The sequence below is a fragment of the Halomonas sp. CSM-2 genome (genome assembly GCF_002119345.1).
Lineage (GTDB): Bacteria > Pseudomonadota > Gammaproteobacteria > Pseudomonadales > Halomonadaceae > Vreelandella > Vreelandella janggokensis.
Map to the genome: position 1 here is coordinate 44,426 of NZ_NBYR01000008.1, position 24,209 is coordinate 68,634.

At 56.4% G+C, this 24,209-nt stretch carries 24 protein-coding genes and 4 tRNA genes; 12 read left to right on the plus strand and 16 right to left on the minus strand.

The genetic code is table 11. The features are described 5' to 3' along the window. Window positions 1-95: 95 nt before the first annotated feature. A complete protein-coding gene (locus B7L15_RS08175; protein ID WP_085918502.1) occupies window positions 96-1,007 on the plus strand; it encodes a homocysteine S-methyltransferase family protein in 912 nt (303 codons plus the stop codon). A gap of 121 nt (window positions 1,008-1,128) precedes the next feature. Here the strand turns inward: B7L15_RS08175 and B7L15_RS20070 are convergent, their stop codons facing one another. The 4 genes from B7L15_RS20070 to ppnN form a co-directional block, all read right to left on the minus strand. Further along, window positions 1,129-1,659: a hypothetical protein gene (locus B7L15_RS20070; RefSeq protein WP_441316950.1), complete on the minus strand. Its 531-nt coding sequence runs from the start codon at window positions 1,657-1,659 to the stop codon at window positions 1,129-1,131. Next, entirely contained in the window at window positions 1,656-2,435 is a 780-nt protein-coding gene (locus B7L15_RS20075; RefSeq protein ID WP_441316951.1) for an MFS transporter, read from the minus strand. The genes B7L15_RS20070 and B7L15_RS20075 overlap by 4 nt, the downstream gene beginning before the upstream one ends. A 220-nt stretch (window positions 2,436-2,655) precedes the next feature. Then, a complete protein-coding gene (locus B7L15_RS08185; protein WP_085918503.1) occupies window positions 2,656-2,856 on the minus strand; it encodes a hypothetical protein in 201 nt (66 codons plus the stop codon). Between the two features lie 72 nt (window positions 2,857-2,928). Beyond that, complete coding sequence (gene ppnN / locus B7L15_RS08190) at window positions 2,929-4,311, minus strand: nucleotide 5'-monophosphate nucleosidase PpnN (protein ID WP_085918504.1); 1,383 nt, start codon at window positions 4,309-4,311, stop codon at window positions 2,929-2,931. A gap of 128 nt (window positions 4,312-4,439) precedes the next feature. Between ppnN and B7L15_RS08195 the strand changes: the two genes are divergently transcribed. Beyond that, a complete protein-coding gene (locus B7L15_RS08195; protein WP_085918654.1) occupies window positions 4,440-5,330 on the plus strand; it encodes a LysR family transcriptional regulator in 891 nt (296 codons plus the stop codon). Between the two features lie 52 nt (window positions 5,331-5,382). Here the strand turns inward: B7L15_RS08195 and gcvP are convergent, their stop codons facing one another. Together gcvP and gcvH are read right to left on the minus strand one after the other, a co-directional pair. Further along, window positions 5,383-8,280 (minus strand): aminomethyl-transferring glycine dehydrogenase, encoded by a 2,898-nt coding sequence (gcvP, locus tag B7L15_RS08200; RefSeq protein WP_085918505.1) that lies wholly within the window; start codon window positions 8,278-8,280, stop codon window positions 5,383-5,385. Between the two features lie 78 nt (window positions 8,281-8,358). Beyond that, window positions 8,359-8,745, minus strand: coding sequence for a glycine cleavage system protein GcvH (gene gcvH, locus B7L15_RS08205; protein ID WP_085918506.1), 387 nt, complete (start codon window positions 8,743-8,745; stop codon window positions 8,359-8,361). 414 nt (window positions 8,746-9,159) lie between these two features. Here gcvH and B7L15_RS08210 point away from each other — a divergent pair, with 414 nt between their 5' ends. Further along, window positions 9,160-10,548 carry an alanine/glycine:cation symporter family protein gene (locus B7L15_RS08210; protein ID WP_085918507.1) on the plus strand — a complete coding sequence of 463 codons (1,389 nt, stop codon included), beginning with the start codon at window positions 9,160-9,162 and terminating at the stop codon, window positions 10,546-10,548. Window positions 10,549-10,642: 94 nt separating this feature from the next. Beyond that, entirely contained in the window at window positions 10,643-11,755 is a 1,113-nt protein-coding gene (gene gcvT / locus B7L15_RS08215; protein ID WP_085918508.1) for a glycine cleavage system aminomethyltransferase GcvT, read from the plus strand. A 50-nt stretch (window positions 11,756-11,805) separates the two neighbouring features. Here gcvT and B7L15_RS08220 read toward each other — a convergent pair whose 3' ends face one another. The 3 genes from B7L15_RS08220 to B7L15_RS08230 all read right to left on the minus strand — a co-directional run bounded on the left by B7L15_RS08220 (window position 11,806) and on the right by B7L15_RS08230 (window position 14,539). Further along, entirely contained in the window at window positions 11,806-12,609 is an 804-nt protein-coding gene (locus tag B7L15_RS08220; protein ID WP_254902900.1) for a LysM peptidoglycan-binding domain-containing protein, read from the minus strand. An 89-nt stretch (window positions 12,610-12,698) separates the two neighbouring features. Beyond that, on the minus strand, window positions 12,699-13,580 hold the full coding sequence (locus tag B7L15_RS08225; RefSeq protein ID WP_085918510.1) for an acyltransferase: 882 nt from the start codon (window positions 13,578-13,580) through the stop codon (window positions 12,699-12,701). A gap of 44 nt (window positions 13,581-13,624) precedes the next feature. After that, a complete protein-coding gene (locus B7L15_RS08230) occupies window positions 13,625-14,539 on the minus strand; it encodes a LysR family transcriptional regulator (protein ID WP_085918511.1) in 915 nt (304 codons plus the stop codon). 185 nt (window positions 14,540-14,724) lie between these two features. Between B7L15_RS08230 and B7L15_RS08235 the strand changes: the two genes are divergently transcribed. Together B7L15_RS08235 and B7L15_RS08240 are read left to right on the plus strand one after the other, a co-directional pair. Then, complete coding sequence (locus B7L15_RS08235; RefSeq protein WP_066320486.1) at window positions 14,725-15,423, plus strand: CoA transferase subunit A; 699 nt, start codon at window positions 14,725-14,727, stop codon at window positions 15,421-15,423. A gap of 66 nt (window positions 15,424-15,489) precedes the next feature. Beyond that, window positions 15,490-16,155, plus strand: coding sequence for a CoA transferase subunit B (locus B7L15_RS08240; protein ID WP_085918512.1), 666 nt, complete (start codon window positions 15,490-15,492; stop codon window positions 16,153-16,155). A gap of 50 nt (window positions 16,156-16,205) precedes the next feature. On the opposite strand, the gene B7L15_RS08245 is transcribed toward B7L15_RS08240, so the two are convergent. Both B7L15_RS08245 and B7L15_RS08250 read right to left on the minus strand, forming a co-directional pair. After that, window positions 16,206-16,973, minus strand: coding sequence for a DUF1338 family protein (locus B7L15_RS08245; protein WP_085918513.1), 768 nt, complete (start codon window positions 16,971-16,973; stop codon window positions 16,206-16,208). Between the two features lie 113 nt (window positions 16,974-17,086). After that, window positions 17,087-17,362, minus strand: coding sequence for a GrxA family glutaredoxin (locus B7L15_RS08250; RefSeq protein WP_085918514.1), 276 nt, complete (start codon window positions 17,360-17,362; stop codon window positions 17,087-17,089). Between the two features lie 194 nt (window positions 17,363-17,556). Here B7L15_RS08250 and B7L15_RS08255 point away from each other — a divergent pair, with 194 nt between their 5' ends. Continuing rightward, on the plus strand, window positions 17,557-18,327 hold the full coding sequence (locus tag B7L15_RS08255) for a 3-hydroxybutyrate dehydrogenase (RefSeq protein ID WP_085918515.1): 771 nt from the start codon (window positions 17,557-17,559) through the stop codon (window positions 18,325-18,327). A 49-nt stretch (window positions 18,328-18,376) separates the two neighbouring features. On the opposite strand, the gene B7L15_RS08260 is transcribed toward B7L15_RS08255, so the two are convergent. The 3 genes from B7L15_RS08260 to B7L15_RS08270 are packed head-to-tail and all read right to left on the minus strand — an operon-like array spanning window position 18,377 to window position 20,648. Then, window positions 18,377-18,916 carry a response regulator transcription factor gene (locus B7L15_RS08260; protein WP_085918516.1) on the minus strand — a complete coding sequence of 180 codons (540 nt, stop codon included), beginning with the start codon at window positions 18,914-18,916 and terminating at the stop codon, window positions 18,377-18,379. Window positions 18,917-18,957: 41 nt separating this feature from the next. Next, window positions 18,958-20,226, minus strand: a complete 1,269-nt coding sequence (locus B7L15_RS08265; protein WP_085918517.1) for an ATP-binding protein — start codon at window positions 20,224-20,226, stop codon at window positions 18,958-18,960. Between the two features lie 5 nt (window positions 20,227-20,231). Then, the gene (locus tag B7L15_RS08270) at window positions 20,232-20,648 is read right to left on the minus strand and encodes a hypothetical protein (RefSeq protein WP_085918518.1); all 417 of its coding nucleotides are present in this window, start codon (window positions 20,646-20,648) and stop codon (window positions 20,232-20,234) included. Between the two features lie 167 nt (window positions 20,649-20,815). Here B7L15_RS08270 and pyrC point away from each other — a divergent pair, with 167 nt between their 5' ends. Next, window positions 20,816-21,850, plus strand: a complete 1,035-nt coding sequence (gene pyrC / locus B7L15_RS08275) for a dihydroorotase (protein WP_085918519.1) — start codon at window positions 20,816-20,818, stop codon at window positions 21,848-21,850. Here pyrC and mtnN read toward each other — a convergent pair. Both mtnN and folD read right to left on the minus strand, forming a co-directional pair. Next, entirely contained in the window at window positions 21,843-22,550 is a 708-nt protein-coding gene (gene mtnN, locus B7L15_RS08280; protein ID WP_085918520.1) for a 5'-methylthioadenosine/S-adenosylhomocysteine nucleosidase, read from the minus strand. The genes pyrC and mtnN overlap by 8 nt on opposite strands. Before the next feature lie 43 nt (window positions 22,551-22,593). After that, complete coding sequence (folD, locus tag B7L15_RS08285; RefSeq protein WP_085918521.1) at window positions 22,594-23,457, minus strand: bifunctional methylenetetrahydrofolate dehydrogenase/methenyltetrahydrofolate cyclohydrolase FolD; 864 nt, start codon at window positions 23,455-23,457, stop codon at window positions 22,594-22,596. Window positions 23,458-23,660: 203 nt separating this feature from the next. On the opposite strand from folD, the gene B7L15_RS08290 reads away from it, so the two are divergent. The 4 genes from B7L15_RS08290 to B7L15_RS08305 all read left to right on the plus strand — a co-directional run bounded on the left by B7L15_RS08290 (window position 23,661) and on the right by B7L15_RS08305 (window position 24,144). Beyond that, a tRNA-Pro gene (locus tag B7L15_RS08290) sits at window positions 23,661-23,737 on the plus strand. An 87-nt stretch (window positions 23,738-23,824) separates the two neighbouring features. Beyond that, window positions 23,825-23,901, plus strand: a tRNA-Arg gene (locus B7L15_RS08295). A gap of 52 nt (window positions 23,902-23,953) precedes the next feature. Then, window positions 23,954-24,028: transfer RNA gene (locus B7L15_RS08300), tRNA-His, on the plus strand. A 41-nt stretch (window positions 24,029-24,069) separates the two neighbouring features. Beyond that, window positions 24,070-24,144: transfer RNA gene (locus tag B7L15_RS08305), tRNA-His, on the plus strand. Window positions 24,145-24,209 lie beyond the last annotated feature (65 nt).

The window sequence follows — 24,209 nt, forward strand, 5'->3', positions numbered from 1 at the left end:
TCGAAGTCTTGCGCCATGAGAACTTTTATATTGGTATGAGTCACATAGCGGCGGGATACGAAGACTGTGATCGATTTTTTATTAAGGGAAAACTGATGAATACTGAAAGCAGAAACATAGTGCTGCTGGACGGTGGAATGGGGCAAGAACTCAGGAAACGCAGCAGCCAGCCAGCGTCCCCGCTGTGGTCTGCTCAGGTCATGCTTGACGAACCCCATTTGGTCGTTGATGCACATCGTGATTTTATCGCGGCTGGAGCGCAAGTCATCAAGCTTAATAATTACAGTGCCACCCCGATACGTCTGGAACGCGATGGCAGCGCTGCCATGTTCGAGCCTTTGTATACAGCGGCACTAAATGCCGCCCGGCAGGCGCGAGAAGAGAGCGGGCGTGAGGTTCGTGTCGCAGGTTGCCTGCCGCCATTGGTGGCCAGTTATCACGCTGATAGCGTACCCGACGATGGCGTTTGCCAGCGTGATTACCGGCGTCTGGTGAAGCAGCAAACAGAGGGGGTCGACCTATTTCTCTGTGAAACCATGTCGCTGATACGTGAGGCGCGAGCAGCGACAATCGCGGCGGTGGAGGCTGAGCGCCCGGTATGGGTGGCATTCACTGTGGACGATCGCGATGGCACCCGCTTGCGCTCTGGCGAACGGCTGTCCGAGGCGGCCAATGAGGTCGCGTCCATTGGCGCGGAGAGAATAGTGGTCAATTGTTCAGTACCTGAAGCCGTTACAACCGCCATGTATGAACTTGCAACCCTCGATGTGCCCTTTGGAGGGTATGCCAACGGCTTTACATCCGTGGCACCACTCCAACCCGGCGGGACCGTAGACGCGCTAATGTCGCGTAGTGATCTTGATCCTGCCGGCTATGCCGAACATGCGCTCGAATGGGTTAGGCTGGGCGCTACGGTGATCGGTGGCTGCTGTGAGGTGGGTCCTGCGCATATTGCGGAGTTAGCCAGGCGGTTGACCGACGAGGGTTACCGTCTGGGGGCATATTGATCGCCTGGTACGTGCTATGAGCAAGCCCGGCGCTTGCCATCTCGAGAAGAGGCCGCAAGCGTAAATGCCCCGGGCGCTTGAAACCCGGGATTGCGCACTGCAATAGCGATCACTGACTGCGTCACTTCGTCGTTTCTTCTGTTTCTGCTTCTTCATCGTCCCCGACCGGTTCCAGGGGGTTGCCATCCTCGTCAAGAAATTGGTGATCATACGCCGCTTGGAGGCCAGTCTCTTCTGGTTCGACTTCCTGGGGCTGTTCGTCATCGTCAGTCAGGTAGTCGATGTGGCCCGGATAGAGGGGCGAGAGTACCGCCACCAGAATGCCGATCACGCAGAATACGGAAAAAGCGTCGGCATAGCCGAATTTGCCGACCAGCATACCGACCATCGGGGAGCCAGCTGCCTGACCCAAGGCGCAGGCCATAAAGGGTAATACCGGGCCCATCGATGGGCGTCCCGGCAACAGGCGGATGCCGGTCATCAGGTATAAACCTGTCAGGCTCATGTAAGCGAGACCAAACACCAATGCGGAAAACATCGTCAGGGCTAACTGGTCGGGGCTGGCGGCGAGCAGTACAAGGCTTGCCGCCAGCATCATCAGCATTAACGCCTGGGTAATGGGCGGGTTATTGCGGTCGGCTACATCGCTCACCACGGCACCTCCCAGGCCGGCAATCCCGGCGGCGAACCATAGCCAGCCGGTAAAGGCGGGGGGAGTTCACCAAGCCTGACTACCAGATCCGGAGCGAAGATCCAGTAAGGTGCAGATACAAAACCCATCGCGAAAGCAAACAGCGAAAGCCGGACAAGGCGCGACCACTGCTGTCGAGTCACCGGGGGAGGAGGCGCTGCATTGGCGGGAATGACCCGTGAGACCGAGGGGATAAAAAACCAGGCTGCCACAACCCCGATACCTGCCAGTACGGCAAATGATGTATAAGTAAAACGCCAGGCATCTGCCAGGAACACGACGGTAGGTACCGCCACGATGATACCGATACTGGTACCCGCGTTCATGATGGAGCTGACTCGGCCGTGCATCGAACGGCTGACCAATACCTGCATGGCGGAGGTCAGCGCCGGCATCATCAACCCCGTACAGACGCCGCAGGTAAACACACCAATACCTAGGGATAGAGCGTCTGAAGACCGGCTGATCAGTGCCAGACCCGCAACGCCAAAACACCCTGAGAGCACTGCCAGATTGCGCGCGCCGAGACGGTTGGCGGCAAGTGGCGCCACCATGGTGGCTAGCACGAAACTGACAAAGGGTAATGCGCCGATGATGCCGACAATATACGCTGACAGGTCAAGTTCATTGCTGATGGAAGGGACGAACAAGCCAAACGCGAAGCGCGCAAGCCCGTAGCTGATAGCCACCAGGGCTGCGCCAAAGAAGGCAAACCCCATGTTGGACAAAGTCTTCATATGGCCACCCCACTGTCGCGTTTGGCTTGAATGTCATACGGGTATTTCCATTCTCTCAATGACATCTGTCAGGGGCAATGCAAGACGACCTATTTCATTGGAAGTGATTAAGTCGTTAATCCAACACAACTCCTTTCAGAGTATCTGACGACAAAAACGCCGAGGGACGTTATTCCCAGTCGGCGTTTTTGTATGTGTCGGCAGTCTAGGTCCAAAGGGATTAGCTGGGTGCCTGGTGATCGGCGAGGGCAGCGGTCACGGCTTCTTCCCACTGGCCCGGGGTAATCCCCCAATGCTTCATTTCCGCCTGGTCAGGGCTGCCTTTGGCGGCATCCTCAAGCTCATCCCTGGAGTGTCGTTCAAAACAATGCTTGGCAAACGCCTTGGTTTTGCCGTCACTTAACTGGTTGATCATGTCCATGGTAGTTTGCTCTCCTTGATGACGCGTTAAACACGTCCAGTGTAGTCGTTCAGTGCCTTTTTGCCCGCATGATCACGTCAGCACATAACAGGGGACGTAGGCCTGCCCATCGAGTTTCATGCGGCCCTGTGCCACAAATGAGCTCAGCAGCTCATCCAGGCGCCGCATTAGCTCAGGCTCGGCATTGAGCACATAGGGGCCGTGGGCCTCAATCGCACGAATGCCTTGCTCTTTGACGTTGCCGGCGACGATACCCGAGAACGCCCGGCGAAGATTGGCGGCCAGCTCATGGGTTGGCTGCTGGCGGTGAAGTGCCAGGGCCCGCATGGCATCGTGAGTGGGGTCAAAAGGCGCCTGGAAGTCACGCGCAACCGTCAGGCGCCAGTTATAGTAGAACGCATCCTGGTGAGTACGCCTGAATTCAGTAATCTCATCGACACTCTCGCGCATGAGCCGAGCTACCGCGACAGGGTCACCGGTAATGATGGTATAAAATCGCCGGATGTCCTCGCCCAGGGTATAGACCAGAAATTCATCGATCTTCTCGAAGTAGGCAGCCGAGTCGGCTGGGCCGGTCAATATCAGCGGAAATGGCATATCCTGATTTGAGGGATGCAACAGAATCCCCAACAGATAGAGGATTTCTTCTGCGGTGCCCACGCCGCCGGGGAAGACAATGATGCCGTGCCCCAGGCGGACAAACGCTTCAAGGCGCTTTTCGATATCGGGCATGACAACGAGTTCATTGACAATGGGGTTGGGCGCTTCGGCGGCGATGATGCCTGGTTCCGAAATCCCCAGATAGCGGCCATCACGACGACGCTGCTTGGCGTGGGCGACGTTGGCGCCTTTCATCGGGCCTTTCATGGCACCAGGGCCACAGCCTGTGCAAATGTCCAGATCGCGTAGGCCCAGGTGGTAGCCGACGTCCTTGGTATATTCGTACTCTTCCCGTGAAATGGAGTGACCGCCCCAGCACACCACCAGGCTGGGGTCACGGCCAGGTTTGAGCGTGCCTGCCTTTCGCAGGATATGAAACACCGCGTTGGTGGTGCCTTCTGCGGTGGTCAGGTCAAAGCGATCATGACGCTGGATTTCATTGTAGATGTACACAATGTCGCGGATGATCGAAGAGAGGTGTTCCCGAATACCGCGAATCATGCGGCCATCCACAAAGGCTTCGGCGGGCGCATGGGTCAGTTTCAAACGAATGCCGCGATCCTGCTGAAGCACCTCGATGTCAAAGTCTCTATAGGCTTCCAGAATCGCCAGGCTGTCGTCGGTGGGACTGCCGCAGTTAAGTACGGCCAGCGCGCAGCGCCTTAGTAAATCATGCAGGCCGCTCTTGGATGTGCGATGAAGGCGATTGACTTCGTGTTGCGAGAGGACTTCAAGGCTGCCTTCCGGCGAGATAATGCTGGAAATGGTGTCGCGCGATTGAGCGTTTTGGGTCATTAGTGGTGCGGTTCCTGACGGTGTGAGGTCTCTTCTCATACTATCACGCTACCTGAGCGGGTACACCGCAAGTGCCTGGTAAGCAGTATGATATGATATACGCCATTGCTAACCCGATGATGCTCAACATGTTTAATGCGCAATATTTTCGAACCTACATCACCTTAGTGGAAACCGGCAGCTTTACGCGCACCGCGCAGCGACTGGATATGACGCAGCCAGGGGTGAGCCAGCACATTCGCAAGTTGGAGCGTTATTTAAATAAGACCTTGCTGGAACGGCGCGGACGGGGTTTTACATTGACCGAGTCGGGGCGTCGCGCTTACGACTATGCGTTAAAACTGTTTGCTGAGCATGAGCAGTTTCGTCATGCGCTGGACGACGATTTACTGGACAGCGGTGAATGTCGTATTGCCTCTCCGGGCAGTGTTGGCCTGATGTTTTATCCTTACATTCTGGGACAGCAGCAACGGCATCCCAATCTAACGGTCAGCTACAGCTTTGCGTTCAATCACGAAATCGTCAATGACTTACTGGAAGGGCGGTACGACATCGGGATCGTCACTGAAGCGGTCAATCATCCCGATCTGGAATGTTACGTATGGCACCAGGAACCCCTGTGTCTGGTCGTGCCAGCGGACTTCGTCGAAGGAACGCTTTCGGACCTGATGGGGATTGGCTTTCTCAACTACTATGATGGCATCAACCACGCCAACGCCCTGTTGCGGGCCAACTATCCCGATGATTACCGTTCGATGACGCATTTTCGCCACCAGGGCTTTACCAATGAAGTCAGCATGGTACTTGACGCCGTCGCCCGGGGGCTGGGTTTTACCGTGGTGTCGCGTCTGGTGCTGGAGACGTCCCCATGGCAGCGGCAGGTAAAGGCACTTAACCTGCCCAACACGGTCAATGAAGTGTTGTATTTGCTGCGTCGGCGAGATTCCGTGTTGCCCAAGCGTTATGAAAAGCTGCTCAATGGCTTTCATCAGGAACGGATGCAGGAAATAACGCCTTGAGGCCGCCTTTGCCGGCGTCGTCCTCAAGGCGCTTGGCTGATCGACCTGGCCGTTACGCGTCGCGGTATTCGTCGATACTCGGGCAGGAGCAAATCAGCTGACGGTCGCCAAAGACGTTATCCACGCGATTCACCGCCGGCCAATATTTCGACGCCTTGACGGCGGCGGTAGGGAAGGCCCCCAGTTCGCGATCGTAAGGACGTTGCCACTCAGCGTCGATGATATCTTCCTGGGTGTGCGGCGCGTTGACCAGCGGGTTGTTGTCCTGCGGCCACTCGCCTTGCTCGACTCGCGTGATCTCCCCACGAATGGCAATCATCGCATCGCAGAAGCGGTCTATTTCATACAGCGATTCCGACTCGGTTGGCTCGATCATCAGTGTGCCTGGCACGGGGAACGACATGGTAGGCGCGTGGAAGCCGTAATCCATCAGGCGTTTGGCGATATCTTCTTCGCTGATGCCCGAGGCCGTCTTGAGTGGGCGAATGTCGATGATGCATTCATGAGCCACCGTACCGTTCTGGCCGCGATAGAGAATCGGAAAAGCCGCTTCAAGCCGCTTGGCGATATAGTTGGCATTGAGGATGGCCAGCTCAGTTGCTTCACGTAGACCCCGCGCACCCATCATTTTAATGTACGCCCAGGAAATCGGCAGGATGGAGGCACTGCCAAACGCCGCGGCGGATACCGCGCCACACTCTGGATTGACGCCGTTGATGGGCGTGACCACGTGGTTGGAGACGTAGGGAGCCAAGTGGGCTTTGACACCAATGGGCCCCATGCCTGGACCGCCGCCGCCGTGGGGGATGCAGAACGTTTTATGCAGATTCAGGTGTGAAACGTCGCCGCCAAAATCCCCGGGACGGGTTAACCCCACCTGAGCGTTCATGTTGGCGCCGTCGATATACACTTGGCCACCGTTGTCGTGAACGATCTGGCAAGCCTCGCGCACGCTGGTTTCAAATACGCCGTGGGTCGACGGATAAGTGAGCATGATGGCGGAAAGCTGATCCCGGTGCTGTTCTGCCTTGGTACGCAGGTCGTCCAGGTCAATGTTGCCGTTAGCGTCGCACTCGACGACCACCACTTTCATTTGCACCATGGCTGCAGATGCCGGATTGGTACCGTGGGCCGAGCTTGGGATCAGACAGACATTGCGGTGGCCCTCGCCCTGGGCATTCTGGTAACGCCTGATGGCTGCCAGCCCGGCGTATTCGCCTTGGGCACCTGAGTTGGGCTGCATGGAAATATGCTCATAACCCGTCACCTCAACCAGGAAATCGGCCAGTTCGTCGATCATCTGGTGGTAGCCAGCCGCCTGCTCGCGGGGTGCGAAGGGGTGGATATGGGCGAACGCCGGCCAGGAAACGGGGATCATCTCGCTGGTGGCGTTGAGTTTCATGGTGCACGAGCCGAGGGGAATCATTGCATGGGCAAGCGATAAATCTTTATTTTCCAGCCGCTTCAGATAGCGCAGCATCTCGGTTTCGCTGCGATAGCGCTTAAAGGTGGGGTGGGTCAGAAAATCGCTTTCGCGCTGGTAAGCACTGGGAATGCCGGAAACACGGTCAGTGACAATCTGCTCGTCAAGAGCGGCGACAGAGAGTCCGTGCTCATCACCGAGCAGTACGTCAAACAGGATGGCCACGTCGTGGGCCGTGGTGGTTTCATCCAGGCTGATACCCACATCGCCGTTGGCGAAATAATGCAGGTTGATGTCTTGGGTCATCGCGCGGCCATGGATTTTGCCTGCATCCACCTGGGTCAGGCGCAGCGTATCGAACCAGGTGTCATGCGCGAGGCGGATACCTGTCTGCTGAAGGCCGTGGGCGAGCAGGGTCGTCAAACGATGCACGCGTCCGGCAATTTTGCGTAGCCCGTCGGCACCGTGGTAAGTAGCGTAAAAACCGGCAATATTGGCCAGTAGCGCCTGGGCAGTACAGATGTTCGACGTGGCTTTCTCACGGCGAATGTGCTGCTCACGGGTTTGCATCGCCATGCGTAACGCCGTGTGGCCGCGGCTGTCTTTGGACACACCAATAATCCGTCCGGGAATGGATCGCTTGAGCTTGTCTGATGTGGCAAAAAAGGCGGCATGAGGCCCACCGAAGCCCATGGGCACCCCAAAGCGCTGAGAGTTACCCACCACAATATCGACACCCAGCGCGCCCGGCTCTTTAAGCAGAACCAGGCTCAACAGGTCAGTGGCGACACAGGTCATGATCGAGCGTTCAGCGGCGGTGCTGACCAACGATGCCAGGTCACTGATTTCGCCGCTGGCCGTGGGGTACTGGAACAAGGCCCCAAAAACGTCATGCTCGGCAACCGACGCTGCCGGTCCCACGATGAGTTCAAACCCAAAAAAATCGGCGCGGGTTTTCACCACGTCCAGGGTTTGGGCAAACACATCGTCAGCGACAAAAAAGGCATTGGACTTGTTTTTCTTGTTGGCCCGCTTGCACAGCGCCATGGCTTCAGCCGCCGCTGTCGCCTCATCCAGCAGGGAGGCGTTGGCAAGCTCCATGCCGGTTAAATCCATGACCACCTGCTGGAAGTTCAGCAGCCCCTCCAGGCGCCCCTGAGAGATTTCCGGCTGGTAAGGCGTATATGCCGTGTACCAGCCCGGGTTTTCCAGGACATTGCGCTGAATCACCGCAGGCATGTGTGTCCCATAGTAACCCTGGCCAATATAGCTTTTGGCGACCCGGTTTTGACGCGCCAACTGGCTCAGGTAATCGAGGGCTTCAGCTTCGCTTCTGGGGTCGTCGAGCGACAGTTCGCGGCCAAGGCGAATATCGCCGGGGACAGTTTGCTCGATCAGATCTTCCATGCGCTGCATGTCGAGCGCTTTTAGCATGGTGGAGACGTCGTCGGCGTCAGGGCCATTGTGACGTTTGATAAAAGCATCGTGGTCAGCCAGTTCGGCTAATCGGCGAGTTTCAAAAGGCATGGAGAGAATTCCGAACGTGATGAGAAAACCGGGCAGGGGTTGGGGCTGCGCCTGCCAATGCTGGGCAGGCGTTATTGATCAGTCGTCGCTTAACGTCGCTTGATAGGCGTCTGCATCCATCAACTCATCAAGGTTGTCATCGCTTAACCGCACCTTCATGATCCAGCCGCCTTCATAGGGGGCATCGTTGACCGTTTCAGGGGCGTCTTCCAGCGCTTCATTGACGTCGATAACCTCGCCATCAACGGGCGAATAAAGGTCAGAAGCGGCTTTGACCGATTCAATCACACCGAACTCATCGCCTTTGGTCAGCGTGGTGCCGACATCGGGCAGTTCGACAAACACGACATCGCCAAGCGCGGCTTGAGCATGGTCGGTAATGCCAATGGTGACCGTGCCATCTTGATGGTCAAGCACCCACTCGTGGCTCTCAGCGTAACGAAGGTTGGCAGGAAGATTGCTCATGGTGATTCCCTATACGAAACGGATGTGGAGCCGCCATGTTAGCGCTTGTTGGTCACCTTGGCGATGGGCGCTGTTCACGGCGAGCGTTTAGCGAAGCATGGTAACGTGTTTCCAATAGGAAACAAGTTTCCATGCTGCTGCTTTATAGCGACATCCCTACCTATCTAAAACGTCGATGACGATTACGTGGTCATGAATTGTCAATTTAGCGAAATTTACTGCGTTAACTCGACAATGCCACGGCAAGTGACCAAAGTTATGGTGTAAAACATGGCGATCTTACGTTGGGTGCCGCCAGCGATCGGCTCGTGACACAAGAGCGTTTGATGGCCAGAATTAAGCGACGCGTCGTCAAGCGTTACATCTGGCCTACATCGAATAAATCAAATCATGAAAAGGGTAAGGAGGTAGCAGGTGGAAACATTAAACAGTCTCTTCGGAGCCATTAACGGGGTGGTATGGGGCCCGTTGATGCTCATCTTGTTGTTAGGTGTGGGGATCTACCTCCAGCTTGGCCTGAAACTGATGCCCATCAGGAAGCTCGGTATCGGCTTCAAGCTAATGTGGCAGGGACGGGAAGCCAAGGGAGAGAGCGCTGAAAAAGATGGCGAAATTTCCCCCTTTAATGCCCTGATGACGTCGCTGTCGGCGACTATTGGTACCGGTAATATCGCCGGGGTGGCCACCGCGATTGCGTTAGGTGGGCCGGGCGCGGTGTTCTGGATGTGGATCACGGCGCTGGTAGGGATGGCCACAAAATTTGCCGAGGCCCTGCTGGCGGTCCGTTTTCGTGAGACCGACAGCACTGGCTACCATGTCGGCGGACCGATGTTCTACATCAAGAACGGTCTCGGCAAGAAATGGATGTGGCTTGGTGTGTTGTTTGCGTTCTTCGGTGCTGTGGCTGCCTTCGGTATTGGTAACACGGTGCAGTCCAATTCGGTCGCGGATGCCATGGATGCCACCTTCGGCGTGCCGACATGGTTAACCGGGGTGGTGATCATGGTGCTGGCCGGTGCGGTCATTCTCGGCGGCATCAAGCGGATTGCCAAGGTCGCCGGCAAGTTGGTACCCGTCATGGGGATAGCCTACATCGTCGCGGGTATTGTCGTGCTGATTATTAATGCCGGTCAGATCGGTGAAGCCTTCAGCTTGATTTTCTACTATGCCTTCAACCCGGTTGCGGCTGCGGGTGGTTTTGCAGGCGCGGCGGTCATGGCAGCGATTCGCTTTGGTGTGGCTCGGGGGATTTTCTCCAACGAAGCAGGCTTGGGTAGTGCGCCTATTGCCCACGCGGCGGCACAAACCAAGAACCCGGTCCGCCAGGGTCTGATTGCCATGCTGGGAACCTTTATCGATACCATTGTGGTGTGCACCATCACAGCGTTGGTTATCTTGACCTCAACCGTATGGATTGATGGCGAGGAGGGGGCGTCGTTAACGGCACTCTCCTTCGATGCGGCGCTACCCGGGTTCGGCAATCAGATTGTTGCCGTTGCGCTAGCGGTGTTTGCCTTTACCACTATCCTTGGCTGGTCGTTCTACGGCGAAAAATGCTTCCAGTTCCTGTTCGGGACGCGCTCCATCATGCTTTATCGCGTACTCTTCGTTCTAGCGATTCCGCTTGGTGCCATGGCGCAGCTTGGGTTCATCTGGCTGATGGCGGATACCTTCAACGCCATGATGGCGATCCCCAACCTGATTGCACTGGCCCTGCTGTCGCCCGTCGTGTTTAAACTGACCAAAGACTATTTCGATGGCAAAGATGTCTTGCCAGGGGAATCGTTAGACCACGATAACTAATCGTTGCCAGGCGCTCGTGCGCATTTGCAATGCTGATGAAGAGTCGGGAAGGCACTGATGTGGCTTCCCGCTCTTGTTTGTAAAGGAGTGATTGATGACTGAGCTTAAACAGACCCCGTTGCATGCGCTGCATTGCCGACTGGGGGCAAAGATGGTGCCTTTTGCCGGTTACGAGATGCCTGTCCAATATCCGTTGGGCGTTAAAAAGGAGCACGAGCATACACGCCGGAAGTGCGGCTTGTTTGATGTCTCGCATATGGGGCAGGTAGTGGTGTCTGGCGATAACGTCGCCGAGGAATTGGAAACCCTGATTCCTGCCGATCTGGTTGGGTTGGCCGAAGGTGCCCAGCGCTATGGGCTGCTGACCAGCAGCGAAGGCGGAATTCTTGACGACCTGATGGTCGTCAATGCGGGAGATCATTTTTATCTGGTGGTCAATGCTGCCTGCAAGGAACAGGATATCGCCCATCTGCAGGCACATTTAGGTGACCGCCTGACCATAGAACCGCTGGACCGGGGGTTGCTCGCCCTGCAGGGACCCAGTGCGCATCTGGTCATGCAGCGGATTTGCCCGGCAGCCTGCGAGATGGTGTTTATGCAGCACGGTCGCTTTCAAGTGGCCGATCAAGAGGTCTGGATCAGCCGCAGTGGCTACACCGGCGAAGATGGCTTCGAAATATCGGTGGCGGCTGACGCCACCGAGGCTTTCGCTGAACGATTGCTGTCAGAGCCTGAAGTCGAAGCCATCGGCCTCGGTGCCCGTGACTCCTTGCGTCTGGAGGCAGGTCTGTGCCTCTACGGGCACGACATGGATACCATGACCACACCGGTAGAAGCCGGTTTGATCTGGGCGATCAGCAAGCCGCGTCGTCACGGCGGCGATCGCCCTGGCGGCTTTCCCGGTGCGGATTTGATCCTTCACCAGGTCGATACCAAAGACCATACCCGTAAACGCGTGGGGCTGGTGGCCGAGGGGCGCCAGCCGGTGCGTGAAGGCGCCACGCTGTTAACTGAGAATGGCAGTGAGGTGGGGATGGTGACCTCCGGCGGATTCGGGCCCAGTGTGGGTAAGCCAGTGGCAATGGGCTACGTTTCCCGCGACCTTGAAGCACCGGGCACGACCGTTTATGCCGAAGTGCGCGGTAAACGGTTACCCATGACCGTCACAAAAACACCGTTTGTCACTGCCAACTATTATCGTGGTTAGGCGTGGTGGTGAAACCGCCCCCCGCCCTGGCTGTAGCCGCGGGGCCGGTTTTATTTCAGCACTTGCCGAGGGTCAATCGGTTTTCCACCCTGGCGTAAATCAAACAACAAATCATGACGACCCGTGGCCCGGCTTTTGCCTACCTGGCAAAGCGGGTCGCCTACGGCTACCTGCTGACCTTCCTCGACAGTTAACTGCTCACACAGGGCATAGACGCTTTGCAGGTTATCTGCATGGTGAACAATCACCACCTTCTCAAGCTGTCGCATACTGCCTGCAAAGCGGACCTCGCCCTTGGCGACTGCCTTTACGCTGGCATTGGCCTGGGTGGCCAGCAGCATGGGCTGAAGCGTGCCACGGCTATCAGGGCCATAGCGGCGAACAACCCGGTAATCGTCCAGTGGCCAGGGCCAGCGTTTGGCCGATGCTGGGAGTGATGAACTGCTTGCGCTGGACGTTTGCGCGGCCGGTTTGCTGGTGCTTGACGGTGTCGAGCTGGCGGTCGAGGTGCTAGCGCTCGAACCGACGGGAATATTGATCATTTGTCCAACGCGCAATTCGGTCGCCGAGCTGCCCGCGTTGGCACTTTGTAGCCGCGACGAGGTGGTGCCGAAATGGCGAGCAAGGCTGGAAAAAGTATCGCCCGGGCGGATTTGGTAGCGGTATGGTCCACTTGCCGGCGCGCGTTCCTGCTGCGTAGGAATCAGCACGCGTTGGCCAACGGCCAGGTGGCGAGCTTTTACGCCTGGATTGAAGCGCTGTAGCCTTTCGAGTGGCACGTTGGCGCGTTTGGCTAACTGGCCCAGCGTATCACCACGTTTGATTGCCACCCAGCTACCGCTGATCTGGGTCATCGCCGGGGCAGCGACTCGCTGCGGGGTAGAGGGCGTGCCGGCGCAGCCCACCATTATGCTGGCGACCATGATAGCCCCGAGCCACTTGCTCAAGCATGATCGATCTGACCATCCAGTTGACAGTCTTTTTCCTGCCAAAGTGCATTGATCCATGTGTGGAAATGTTCCTTGTGCTGCGATTCGGCGTGATAGTCAGCGGTCAACATCCATGCAGGCACTTCAAGGATGCGTGCCTTCAGGGTGATCGGTGCTTCCTGTCCACAGAGAAAGCCCCAAAAAGTGGGATTTGGATTGGTATAGCTCAACGTGACGTCAAGGATGCCGTCGAGCTTGTCGCCAAGCAAGTTGAGGACTTGAGCAACCCCGCCCGCCTTGGGGCGAAGCAGATGGCGGTAGGGGCTCTGTTGCAAGGCATGTTTATGCGGCGTAAAGCGAGTGCCTTCAACAAAGTTGTAGATAGCAATGGGCGACTGGCGGGCGCGAGCGCACATGCGTTCTGTCGCCTCTCGGTCCAGCTTTGCCAGGGCGGGATTCCGGGCGATTTGCTCTCGGGTAATGCGACGCATGATAGGGAAATCGAGCGCCCAAAAGGCAAGACCCACAATCGGTATCCACAATAACTGCCGTTTTACAAAGAAACGCGGCATGGGAATGCGCCGATGCAGAACCAACAACAGCATAAAGATATCGGTCCAGCTACGATGATTGGAAATCACCAACCACCACTGATCCGGACGCAGGTTATCGGGGACAGATGCATCAAGCCGAGGCTGTATCCAGTGCCGCATCCACCACAGGTTAACGCCTATCCAGTTCATGGTGACGTGACCAATGCCTGCTTGTACTGCCTTTAGAACGCGACCCTTGGGGGTTATTACTTTGAGCAGCGACAGCGCTGTCAGGGGGATTCCCCAAAAAAGCGTGTTGAGGGCTAGCAAGGCAACGCTAACCACCCCTTTTAACATCGGCATACCGCGTTTCCTTACTGGTGCGTAATGTTGAATGCTAAAGGATATTAACCAGCCTGCCCAGCCTCATGCTCGGGTAAGTAAGGCGCCTGAACGGTTTCCAGCAATACCGTACGCAATGCATGTGCAGCGACTGATAGCTCCTGTTGCGTCAGTATCCCCACGCGACAGGCAACGCTTGGCGAGGTCAGGGGAAGGTATCGAGCGCCCAGCGCCTGCATTTGCGGAATGCACATTGATGGCACGGCGCTGACGCCCAGGCCTTCTGCCACCATTCGGCCGACGGTCGATAATTGATGACTTTCGAAGGCGACCGGTAAATCCATTTGCTGTCGGGAAAGAGCCTGTTCCAGCAGTCGGCGGACCATTGAGGGTCGTTGCAAGGTGATGAAATCTTCGCCTAGCAAGTCCGCCCATGACAGTGAGGCTCGCTTACTCAACCGTGAGCCTTTGGAAACAACCGCGACAAAATGATCCTCGAACAGAGGCGTGAATGTCAGGCTGCCGGTGCCTTCTGGTGCAAACGCAATGCCCATTTCCACCTGGCGCGAACGGACCATGTCGTTAACATCTTCGTTGATGACATCGTGCACGGTCACATTGATTTTGGGGTATTGTTGACGGAATCTAACCAATGCCCCGGGGAGCAGGTTGCAGGCAAAAGCAGGCATGGCCGCGACGCTGAGGCGGCCCAGTTGCAAAGTGAAGCGTTGACGCAGGCGTTCTTCCGTATTGTCCCACTGGGCGAGCAAATGCTTGGCCAGCGGCAGCAGCGACTCGCCCTCGGGGGTTAAGCGGACACTGCGAGTGCTGCGTAGCAATAGTTTGCCGCCCAGAGCATCTTCGAGCCCTTTTATGGCTAGACTAAGGGCAGGCTGGGACAAATGTAACCGTTCGCAGGCCTGAGTAAAGCTCAGGGTCTGGGCAACGGCCAGGAAGGCGCGCAACTGTTTGACGGTCATGGTCGGCTCTTTATAAGTTATGCAAATAAATTGATAAGAAAAACAAACTTAACAAATATATTGTCTGGCACAACACTGCAACCAGAAGCCTGCGTCGCGATAGCCGTCACACCTTGGATCTCGTGGGCTCAGCGACATTGGTGTATCACTGACAACCGTCATCGACAACAAGGCGAGGTATAACAATGGCAGGATTCGATAAGCGTGTTGCTTCCTACGAAGAAGCGATGGAAGGCATTGAAAGCGGCATGACCGTATTGGCCGGTGGTTTCGGCCTGTGCGGCATTCCCGAAAATCTGATTGCTGAAATAAAGCGACGTGGCGTCAAGGACCTGACCGTTGTATCGAACAACTGTGGCGTTGACGGTTTTGGCCTCGGCCTGTTGCTCGAAGACCGTCAGATACGCAAGATTCTGGCGTCTTATGTAGGCGAGAATGCGCTGTTCGAGCAGCAAATGCTCAATGACGAGATCGAAGTGGTGCTAACCCCTCAGGGGACGCTCGCGGAAAAGATGCGCGCAGGCGGAGCCGGTATCCCGGCGTTTTATACCGCCACCGGCTATGGCACTCCCATTGGCGAAGGCAAGGAAGTCCGTGAATTCAATGGTCGTCCGCATATTCTGGAAGAGGCCATAACCGGTGAATTTGCCATTGTGAAGGGCTGGAAAGCCGACCGTTACGGTAATGTCATGTACCGCCATACGGCGCAGAACTTTAATCCCATGGTCGCAACGGCGGGCAGGATTACTGTCGTTGAAGTCGAAGAGATCGTTGAGCCCGGCGAACTGGAGCCCAGTCAGATCCATACACCGGGCATCTATGTAGACCGAATCATTCAGGGCACGTTTGAGAAGCGCATCGAAAAACGCACGGTTCACAGTTAAGAGTGCAGCGCTACCGAACGACCCGGTTGTTTTGGCTTTTAATCGATTCACTATGAGGAACTGATCATGGCACTGACACGTGAACAAATGGCTCAGCGTGTGGCGCGGGAACTGGAAGACGGCTTTTACGTTAATTTGGGAATCGGCATTCCGACCCTGGTGGCTAACTATATCCCCGAGGATATGGACGTAATGCTTCAGTCGGAAAATGGTTTGCTGGGCATGGGGCGTTATCCCACCGAAGAAGAAGTTGATCCCGACATGATCAACGCCGGCAAGCAAACCGTTACGGCAAGACCGGGCGCGGCGATTTTTTCATCGGCAGAGTCGTTCGCGATGATTCGCGGCGGCCACGTGGATCTGACGGTACTGGGGGCGTTTGAGGTCGATCAGAATGGCAATATTGCCTCCTGGATGATTCCCGGCAAGCTGATCAAGGGGATGGGGGGCGCCATGGATCTGGTAGCTGGTGCGGAAAATATCATTTGCACCATGACTCATGCGTCAAAACACGGGGAGTCCAAATTGCTCGAAAAATGCAATCTGCCATTGACCGGCGCAGGCTGTATTAACCGTGTATTGACGGACCTGGCATACCTTGAAATCAAGGACGGCACTTTCATTCTGAAAGAGCGTGCGCCGGGCGTGAGCGTTGAAGAAATCGTCGAAAAGACTGCAGGCAAGCTGGTGGTACCCGACCACGTCCCCGAAATGACATTTGCCCAAGGCTAGTCGGCCCCCGAGTGCCTGACGCAAGTCAAGGCGTAAGCGTCGCCTGGCGCTTACGCCATCTCGCAGCGGGCATGAACAGGCAGCAATAGCTCGGCTATCCGTTCGTGATTGCTTTCCAGGTGCCTCTGAACTATGGCCAGACCGCCCAGACAGAGACGATGTTCGTCACCCTGGTCGAATATCATTTTTTGCGGGGTGGCGGGGTAAAAACGATGGACAAGCAGGTTGGAAACGCTGAATACCCCATTTTGCTGATCTACCATGTGGGTCAGGCCGCTTTGTAATAGTTGCCGGTCAATGGCTTCCATTGAGCTGCCAAGCTGTTCGCAGTCAAAGCCGACATGGTGCAGCCTGGGCCCCATAACGGCTAACCAGGCGGCGAGCGGGTGTTCATCGTGTAGCTTCTGATAAAGTGCCCAGGCAGGCATTGGCCAGGGGCGACCTCTACACAGCAGGTTTTGGCCTTTGCTGTCTTGCGGGTGCGTTTGCTGGACGAGGCCCAGCAGCGCTTCACGTAGCGATTTTGACAGGGTGCCCGTCTGTAATTCGACAAGAACCAGGCAGCTTCCACCCTCCGCTGGCGCCAAGAGATGGATGAGCAGTCCCTTGTCGGCCATCGCATAATGCCCGATGTGGCGATAACCCATATGGGCAAGCGAAGGCGATAGCGCTTGGGCGGAAAAACCGCCATGGTTGAGCGTCACCAGGGTGAGGTAATCCGCTGGCGTGGAAAGGGGCCAGAGGCGGAGTGCCCCGATATCAGGGTGAGTATGGATATAATCCAGCCACAACTGCTGGATGAACTCCTCGCGATGCATACTGCCTTCCTTGCCAAGGTATCGGACCATTAACGTCTAGGTTGCTATCAAGTCAGTATAGGCAAGTGACAGGTGAACGGTTCAACGCAGCTAAACGGCAGGCTAACGCTGACTCAGGCAGTCGACGAGGTGCTCAGTAGCTGGTGGTCGCGCACAAACTGGTCGAATTCGGTAAAGCCACCGACATGCTGCTGATCGACAAAAACCTGGGGAACGGTATGAATCGGCTTGCCGGCGGTTTTGGCAATATCGTCTTTGCTGACACCCTCAGACGGCATGTCGACGTAGCGATAGCCTTCAATGTTCCCCGCTTGTTCCAGCTGCTCAGCAAGCTGCTTGGCGCGGACACAAAACGGGCAGGACAAGCGTCCAAAAATGACCACAAACATACATGACTCCTTTGCTGGTGATAGAACGACAGAACATTGTGAATCAACCCGCCAGTGTTATCCAATAGGGGAACGCTAAAAAGGTTATTGAGTCACGTTATCATCTGCGTCTTTTCGAAGAGGCGCAGTGAAGCGGTAAGCAATCAACTAGACTGAACCCAGCAAGCCCACTCACTTAATCAACAGGATTTGCCATGACGACGACAGCAGTGACCCCCCGTGTTGCCTTGGTTACCGGCACCAGCAGCGGTATTGGCGAAGCAGTGGTCAAACACTTTTGCGAATTGGGCCACCAGGTATTGGCGGTCGATTTCAACCCTGAGGGTAAAAAGATCGCCGAGGCGGCAGGGGCTACGTTCTACCAGGCAGATTTGACCGACCCGGAGGCCTGTCGCGGTGCCGTTGCGGAGGCGGTCAAACGCTTTGGCGGCGTGGATATCCTGGTTAACAATGCCGGGATTCAGCATGTGGCGGCGATTGAAGACTTTCCCGAAGCGAAATGGCGTCACATTATCGACCTGATGCTGACAGCCCCTTTCCTGCTGACCCAGGCAGCCTGGCCGCACATGCGTGAAAAGGGCTGGGGCCGGATCGTCAATATTGCGTCTATTCATGCCCAGGTGGCCTCGCCGGGGAAAGCCGCTTATATCAGTGCCAAGCACGGCATGATCGGGCTCACCAAGACGGCTGCGCTGGAAGGTGGTGAGCAGGGGATTACGGCTAATGCGATATGCCCGGCCTACGTGAAAACCCCTCTGGTCGATAATCAGATTGCGGATCAGGCCAAGCTGCATGGCATGGGCGAGCAGGAAGTGATTGAAAATATCATGCTCAAGAATGCCGCTGTGAAACGCCTGATCGAACCCGCTGAAGTAGCGCAGCTGGTTGCCTATATGGCCTCCGACGCTGCAGGGGCGGTGACCGGAGCGAGTTGGAATATCGACCTTGGCTGGACCGCCCATTAGTCCGTCTTAAACCGCCTCCGTTGCCATGCAAGCGGAGGCAGATAAACGGTTAGCGACGTACAGGGCGCTTTTGCAATTTGCGCTGTAGCGTTCGGCGGTGCATGCCGAGCGCCCTGGCAGTGGCCGAGATATTGCCATCGTGCTCCTGCAAGACCTTTTGGATGTGTTCCCAGGTAATGCGATTGATGGAAGGTGGGCTATCAGCAACTTCAATGTTGGGATCACCTTCGGAGCGGTCGAACGCGTTCAGTACATCGTCAGCGTCAACCGGTTTGCATAAATAATTGACGGCCCCGAGCTTGATGGCTTCCACGGCGGTCGCAATACTCGAGTAGCCGGTCAAGACGACCACATGGCAGTGCGGCACGACTGCCAGCAGGTCGGGCAATAACTTGAGCCCCGAGGAATTTTCCAGCTTCAAGTCGAGGGTGGCCATGGTGGGGGCATGTTGGGCCGCAAGTGCCAGGGCCTGGTCCGCATCATGTGCCACGACGACCTCAAAGCCTCGCCGGGTGAGGGAGCGGCTTAGCACATGGCAAAACATCTCGTCGTCGTCGACAATCAATAACCGCTGGTTGGGTGTTTGCATGATGACCTCAATTAATCACTAAAACGAGAGCGCCACATAGCCTAGTCAGCGTCTGCACTGGGTAGCGTGACCTCGGTTAACGTACCGCCTTCGGGATGGTTGTAAAGACTGACGCCCCCGCCAAAGCGATTGATCGTGGCGTGGGTCAAGAATAAACCAATGCCCATTCCCTTGCTTTTTGTGGAAATGAACGTATCGCCCAACTGATCGGCGATCGACATGGCAACGCCTGGGCCGTGGTCACGAATATCGATGACGACGCGGTCAGAGTGCCAGTCCAGCCCGATGGCGATGTCTTCAGGATTGGCGTCCGCAGCGTTATTGAGCAGATTGGTCAGCGCCTGATCAAGGGTGGCGTCAACCGCCAGCCAGGGTCGCCCACGGCGGCTGGCGATGTCCAATTGGTGGCTGACATCGGGCCGCAATACCAGCCAGCGTTGGACAACACCGCCCAGCCAGGTTTCGGCGTCGAGCACTTCCGGTTCTGCCATGCGCCGCCGGTCCGCCTGGTTGACGAGATGCTGCAGGCGCGATTTGCAAATATCCACCTGCTGACGCAGTAATTCGATATCTTCCTGACGCTCCGGGTGGTCCTTGGCTTCTTCCTGCATATCCTTGAGCAGTACGGCCATGGTGGATAGTGGCGTGCCCAGTTCATGCGCGGTGCCCGCCGCCTGGGTGGCAACGGCCAACACTTGTTCGTTGCGTAACGCCGCTTCACGGGTGCGCGAAAGGGCCTGGTCGCGACGTCTCAAGGCATGGGCCATTTTATAGATGAAGAAAGTGACGAGCCCCGCTGACATGCCGAAATTCACCCACATGCCCAGTACGTGGAGACTAAGCGGGCTGCCGCTGTTGATATGGCCCAGTTGGGGGATCGGATGGTAGTCAATCATCAAGAAGCTATAGGCGGCCATGGCACAGCCGGCAATGATCCACGCATGACGCCAGGGCAGGGTCGCGGCCGCAATGGTAATGGGTACCAGGTAATAGGTGATGAAGGGATTGGTGGAGCCCCCGGAAAAATAGAACAGCAGCGTCAAGCCCACTATATCAGCAAGCAGATGCAGCAAATACTCAAGATGCCCAACCGCACGCGGCCGACCCAGCCGCCACCAGGTGGCAATGTTGAGCAGTCCCATTGCCAGGACAACGCTGACCACCTCAGGAACGGGTAGTTCGAACGAGAGGAATTTGACGCCCACGATGATGGCGATTAAAAAACCCGTCCAGGTGATGCCTCGTACAATGGTCAATCGGACCAGATTACGGTTTGGGGTCGATAACGGCAGCGGGAGCTCGGTTGGCATCTTGCTCACCTGGCGGTGGATTTAAAGCGATGGATCAGGAATTTAATAAACAGTGTCATGACGTAGGTTAACCATCCCGCCGTGGCAACAATATTGAATACCAGCATCTTGGGCGGCAGCCAGGCGCTGCCCAGCAGGCCCTCAATCATGATGTGGAAAAACATCGCAATAAGCACCGGCAGCGCCAGCAAGTGAATCCACATATCGGTCCGCCGTTTGCGCACATGATAGCGCCGCAGCAGGTAGCGAAGCGGCCGGTGTGCCCAGCTGAAAAATGCCAGGGTGGCGACGATCAGCAACATGGTGACTGTCGCTTCGGTGCTGCCGTAATACGTTGAAAACGACACCGACCACGCTAGCGCGAGCCACAGCAAGCCTTCGAGGCTGGCAATAATGTCGGCATTTCGCCGGACCTTCTGCATAACGTGTATCCTTTGACCAACCAGTGATAATTATCATACGCCACATCGGGTTAGCTGTGGGTGAATTGCACTCGATTCAACCTGATGGTGTATCCGGTATACTGCTGCTTGAGGCGCAGGGCGCCCATTTCATTGACTGCGATAACTGACGACGTACAGGATCTTCCGTGGACGCTATTACTTTGACCCGGCCAGACGACTGGCACCTCCACCTGCGCGATGGCGAAGCGCTGAAAGCGGTTGTGGGCCACACCGCGGCCCAAATGGGGCGCGCAATCATTATGCCGAACTTGACGCCGCCGATCACCACGACCGAGCAAGCTATCGCTTACCGTGAGCGGATTCTGGATGCATTGCCTGCCGGTAGCCGCTTTGAACCGCTCATGACATTGTATTTGACAGATACCACTCCGCCGGAAGAGATTGAACGGGCAGCAAGAAGCGGTATTGTCAACGCCGTCAAGCTTTACCCGGCAGGGGCGACCACCAACTCCGCCTCAGGGGTGACAGATCTGACCCGCTGCGATGCTACCATTGCCGCGCTTGCCGATGCAGGCATGCCGTTGTTGATGCATGGCGAGGTCACCGACCCAGATATTGATATTTTTGATCGCGAGGCGGTGTTTATCGAGCGCGTGCTGACGCCGCTTTTAGCGCGCCACCCAACGCTGAAAGTGGTGTTCGAACATATCACGACACAACAAGCCGCCGAGTTCGTTGCCCAGGCACCCGATACCGTGGCCGCGACGATTACCGCGCATCACCTGTTGTTCAATCGCAATAAAATGCTGGTCGGGGGGATTCGGCCGCACTATTACTGCCTGCCCATTCTCAAGCGCGAAAGGCACCGTCAGGCCCTATTGAAAGCGGCGACCAGTGGCAGCGGGAAGTTCTTTCTGGGCACCGACAGCGCTCCCCATGCGCAAACCGCCAAAGAGTCCAGCTGTGGTTGTGCGGGCGCTTACACGGCCTCCACGGCGATAGAGCTTTATGCGACGGCGTTTGACGAAGTCGGGGCGCTGTCGGCGCTGGAGGGGTTTGCCAGCCTCAACGGACCGCGCTTTTACGGGCTGCCGCCCAATGGCGATACGATTACCTTGTCGCGGAGCCCGCAAAGCGTCCCCGCCAGCTACCCCTATGCCGATGGCGAGGCGATTATTCCGCTGCTGGCGGGGGAGACGCTCGACTGGTCAATCAGCTAGCGCCTAAAGTGAGGAGCATCTGGTCGACCATGCGCGAGGAATGGTCGGCAGCCACATCCAGGAATTGCTCAAAGGACAGGTGGTTATCGCCACTGCCGGGAATATCGGATAGCGCGCGGATAACCACGAACGGGCATTGGTAAAGGTGGCATGTCTGGGCAATAGCGGCGGCTTCCATTTCCACCGCCAGCATGCTGGGGAACAAGGCGCGTGTGGCATCGACTCTGGCCGGGTCGGCCATGAAGGCATCGCCAGTGGCGATCAAGCCTTCACGCACGTTGACCTCGCCGAGTGTCTTGATGGCTCCCTGAGCCACTTTGCGGAGCGCTTTATCGGCCAGATAAGCCGCGGGCATGCCGGGGACCTGGCCCATTTCGTAGCCGAATACCACCGCGTCTACGTCATGGTGGCGAACTTCGTCGGAAATGATGATATCGCCGATTTTCAGGTCGCTGGCGAACCCGCCGGCTGAGCCGGTGTTGATCACCGCGTCAGGTTGATGGCGCTCTAAAAGTAGCGCAGTGCCCACCGCGGCGTTCACTTTGCCAATACCCGATTGAAGGATTGTCACATCGAGGCCATGGCGTGTGCCGCGATGAAAGATAAACCCAGCGTGTTCATAACGCTCCGGGTTTTCGAGCTGGGACGCCAGGATCCTGACTTCCTGGGCCATGGCGCCGATGATGCCGATACGCTTCACTATGTTGTTTTCCTATCCATCAGAAGAAGATAAACAGCCACGATTAGCTGTCAGATTGGTCGTGCTGTTCAGCGGCCGCCAGGGTGTTTTCCAGCAGCGTGGCAACGGTCATCGGTCCCACGCCGCCGGGGACGGGGGTGATCAAGCTGGCGCGTTCGGCCGCAGCGGTGAAACCGACATCCCCTTTCAGCTTGCCGTTTTCCTGGCGATTGATACCCACATCAATCACCACAGCACCGGGTTTTATCCAATCGCCTTGGACAATGCCGGGTTTGCCGACGGCGACCACTACAAGGTCGGCACGCCGTACATGTGCTTCCAGATCCCTGGTAAACCGGTGACATACCGTGGTGGTGGCGCCAGCGAGCATAAGTTCCAGCGCCATGGGTCGGCCGACAATGTTAGAGGCGCCGACGACAGTGGCATCGAGACCGCGGACCTTGACGCCACTCTGCTCAAGCAGCGTCATGATGCCTTTCGGGGTACAGGGACGAAGGGCAGGCATGCGCTGGGCAAGACGGCCAATATTGAAGGGGTGAAAACCATCGACGTCCTTGTCGGGGCGAATTCGTTCGAGTATCGGTTCGGCGTCAAGCGATTCAGGCAAGGGCAGTTGGACAAGGATGCCGTCGACGGCAGGGTCGTCATTTAACTGGTCAACCAGTGCTTCAAGTGTCTGTTGGGAAGTATGGCTGGGCAGGGCGTGCTGAAAGGAAAGAATGCCTGCCTGTTCACAGGCGCGGTGTTTATTGTTGACATAGACCTGTGAAGCGGGGTCATCTCCTACCACCACAACCGCAAGTCCGGGTGCTCGTTTACCCGCCTGCTGGCGGGCAGCTACCTGTTGAGCAACATGCTGACGGACATTGGCGGCGATCGCTTTGCCATCGATGAGTTGGGCGGTCATGTAAAGAAATCCCCGTAGAGGTTGAAGGGCGAACAAAAACACGAGTGTTAATCAAAGGTCTGACATCGCTAATTTTCGCATGATGGGGCAGTCAGGCAAAGTGCCACGGTAAGTTGTCATGTTGATGGTTGACTTTAAAATTAAAAACAGTAATATATGCCTCGCTTGAGACGGGCCAGGCGGCAGCGTTTAGGCAATGAAATCGGGGTGTAGCGCAGTCTGGTAGCGCGCCTGCTTTGGGAGCAGGATGTCGGGGGTTCGAATCCCTCCACCCCGACCACGTCTAACGCGAAAGGTAGTTTTGCTTTTCCAGGCGATGGTTGTGGTCAAGTGCTCATCAATGTCTTTGTCTACAGATATTACATGTGCGCTCATAGCTCAACCGGATAGAGCAACGGCCTTCTAAGCCGTAGGTTGCAGGTTCGAATCCTGCTGGGCGCGCCATTTGTACCAGTAGCGATCAGCCTTGATGTCTCGTCAGTTGCAGTTGTCAATGGTGGATGTAGCTCAGTGGTAGAGCCCCGGATTGTGGCTCCGGTGGTCGTGGGTTCGATCCCCATCATCCACCCCAGTGACAGCACAGCAAGCAGCAATTCCCTTCTACAGGTTATGGTGGATGTAGCTCAGTGGTAGAGCCCCGGATTGTGGCTCCGGTGGTCGTGGGTTCGATCCCCATCATCCACCCCATTAACCTCTTTTCTGTTATTTCTCTGTTATAACTCCTCAGTTAATTATTCAAGCTCGTTCTTCAA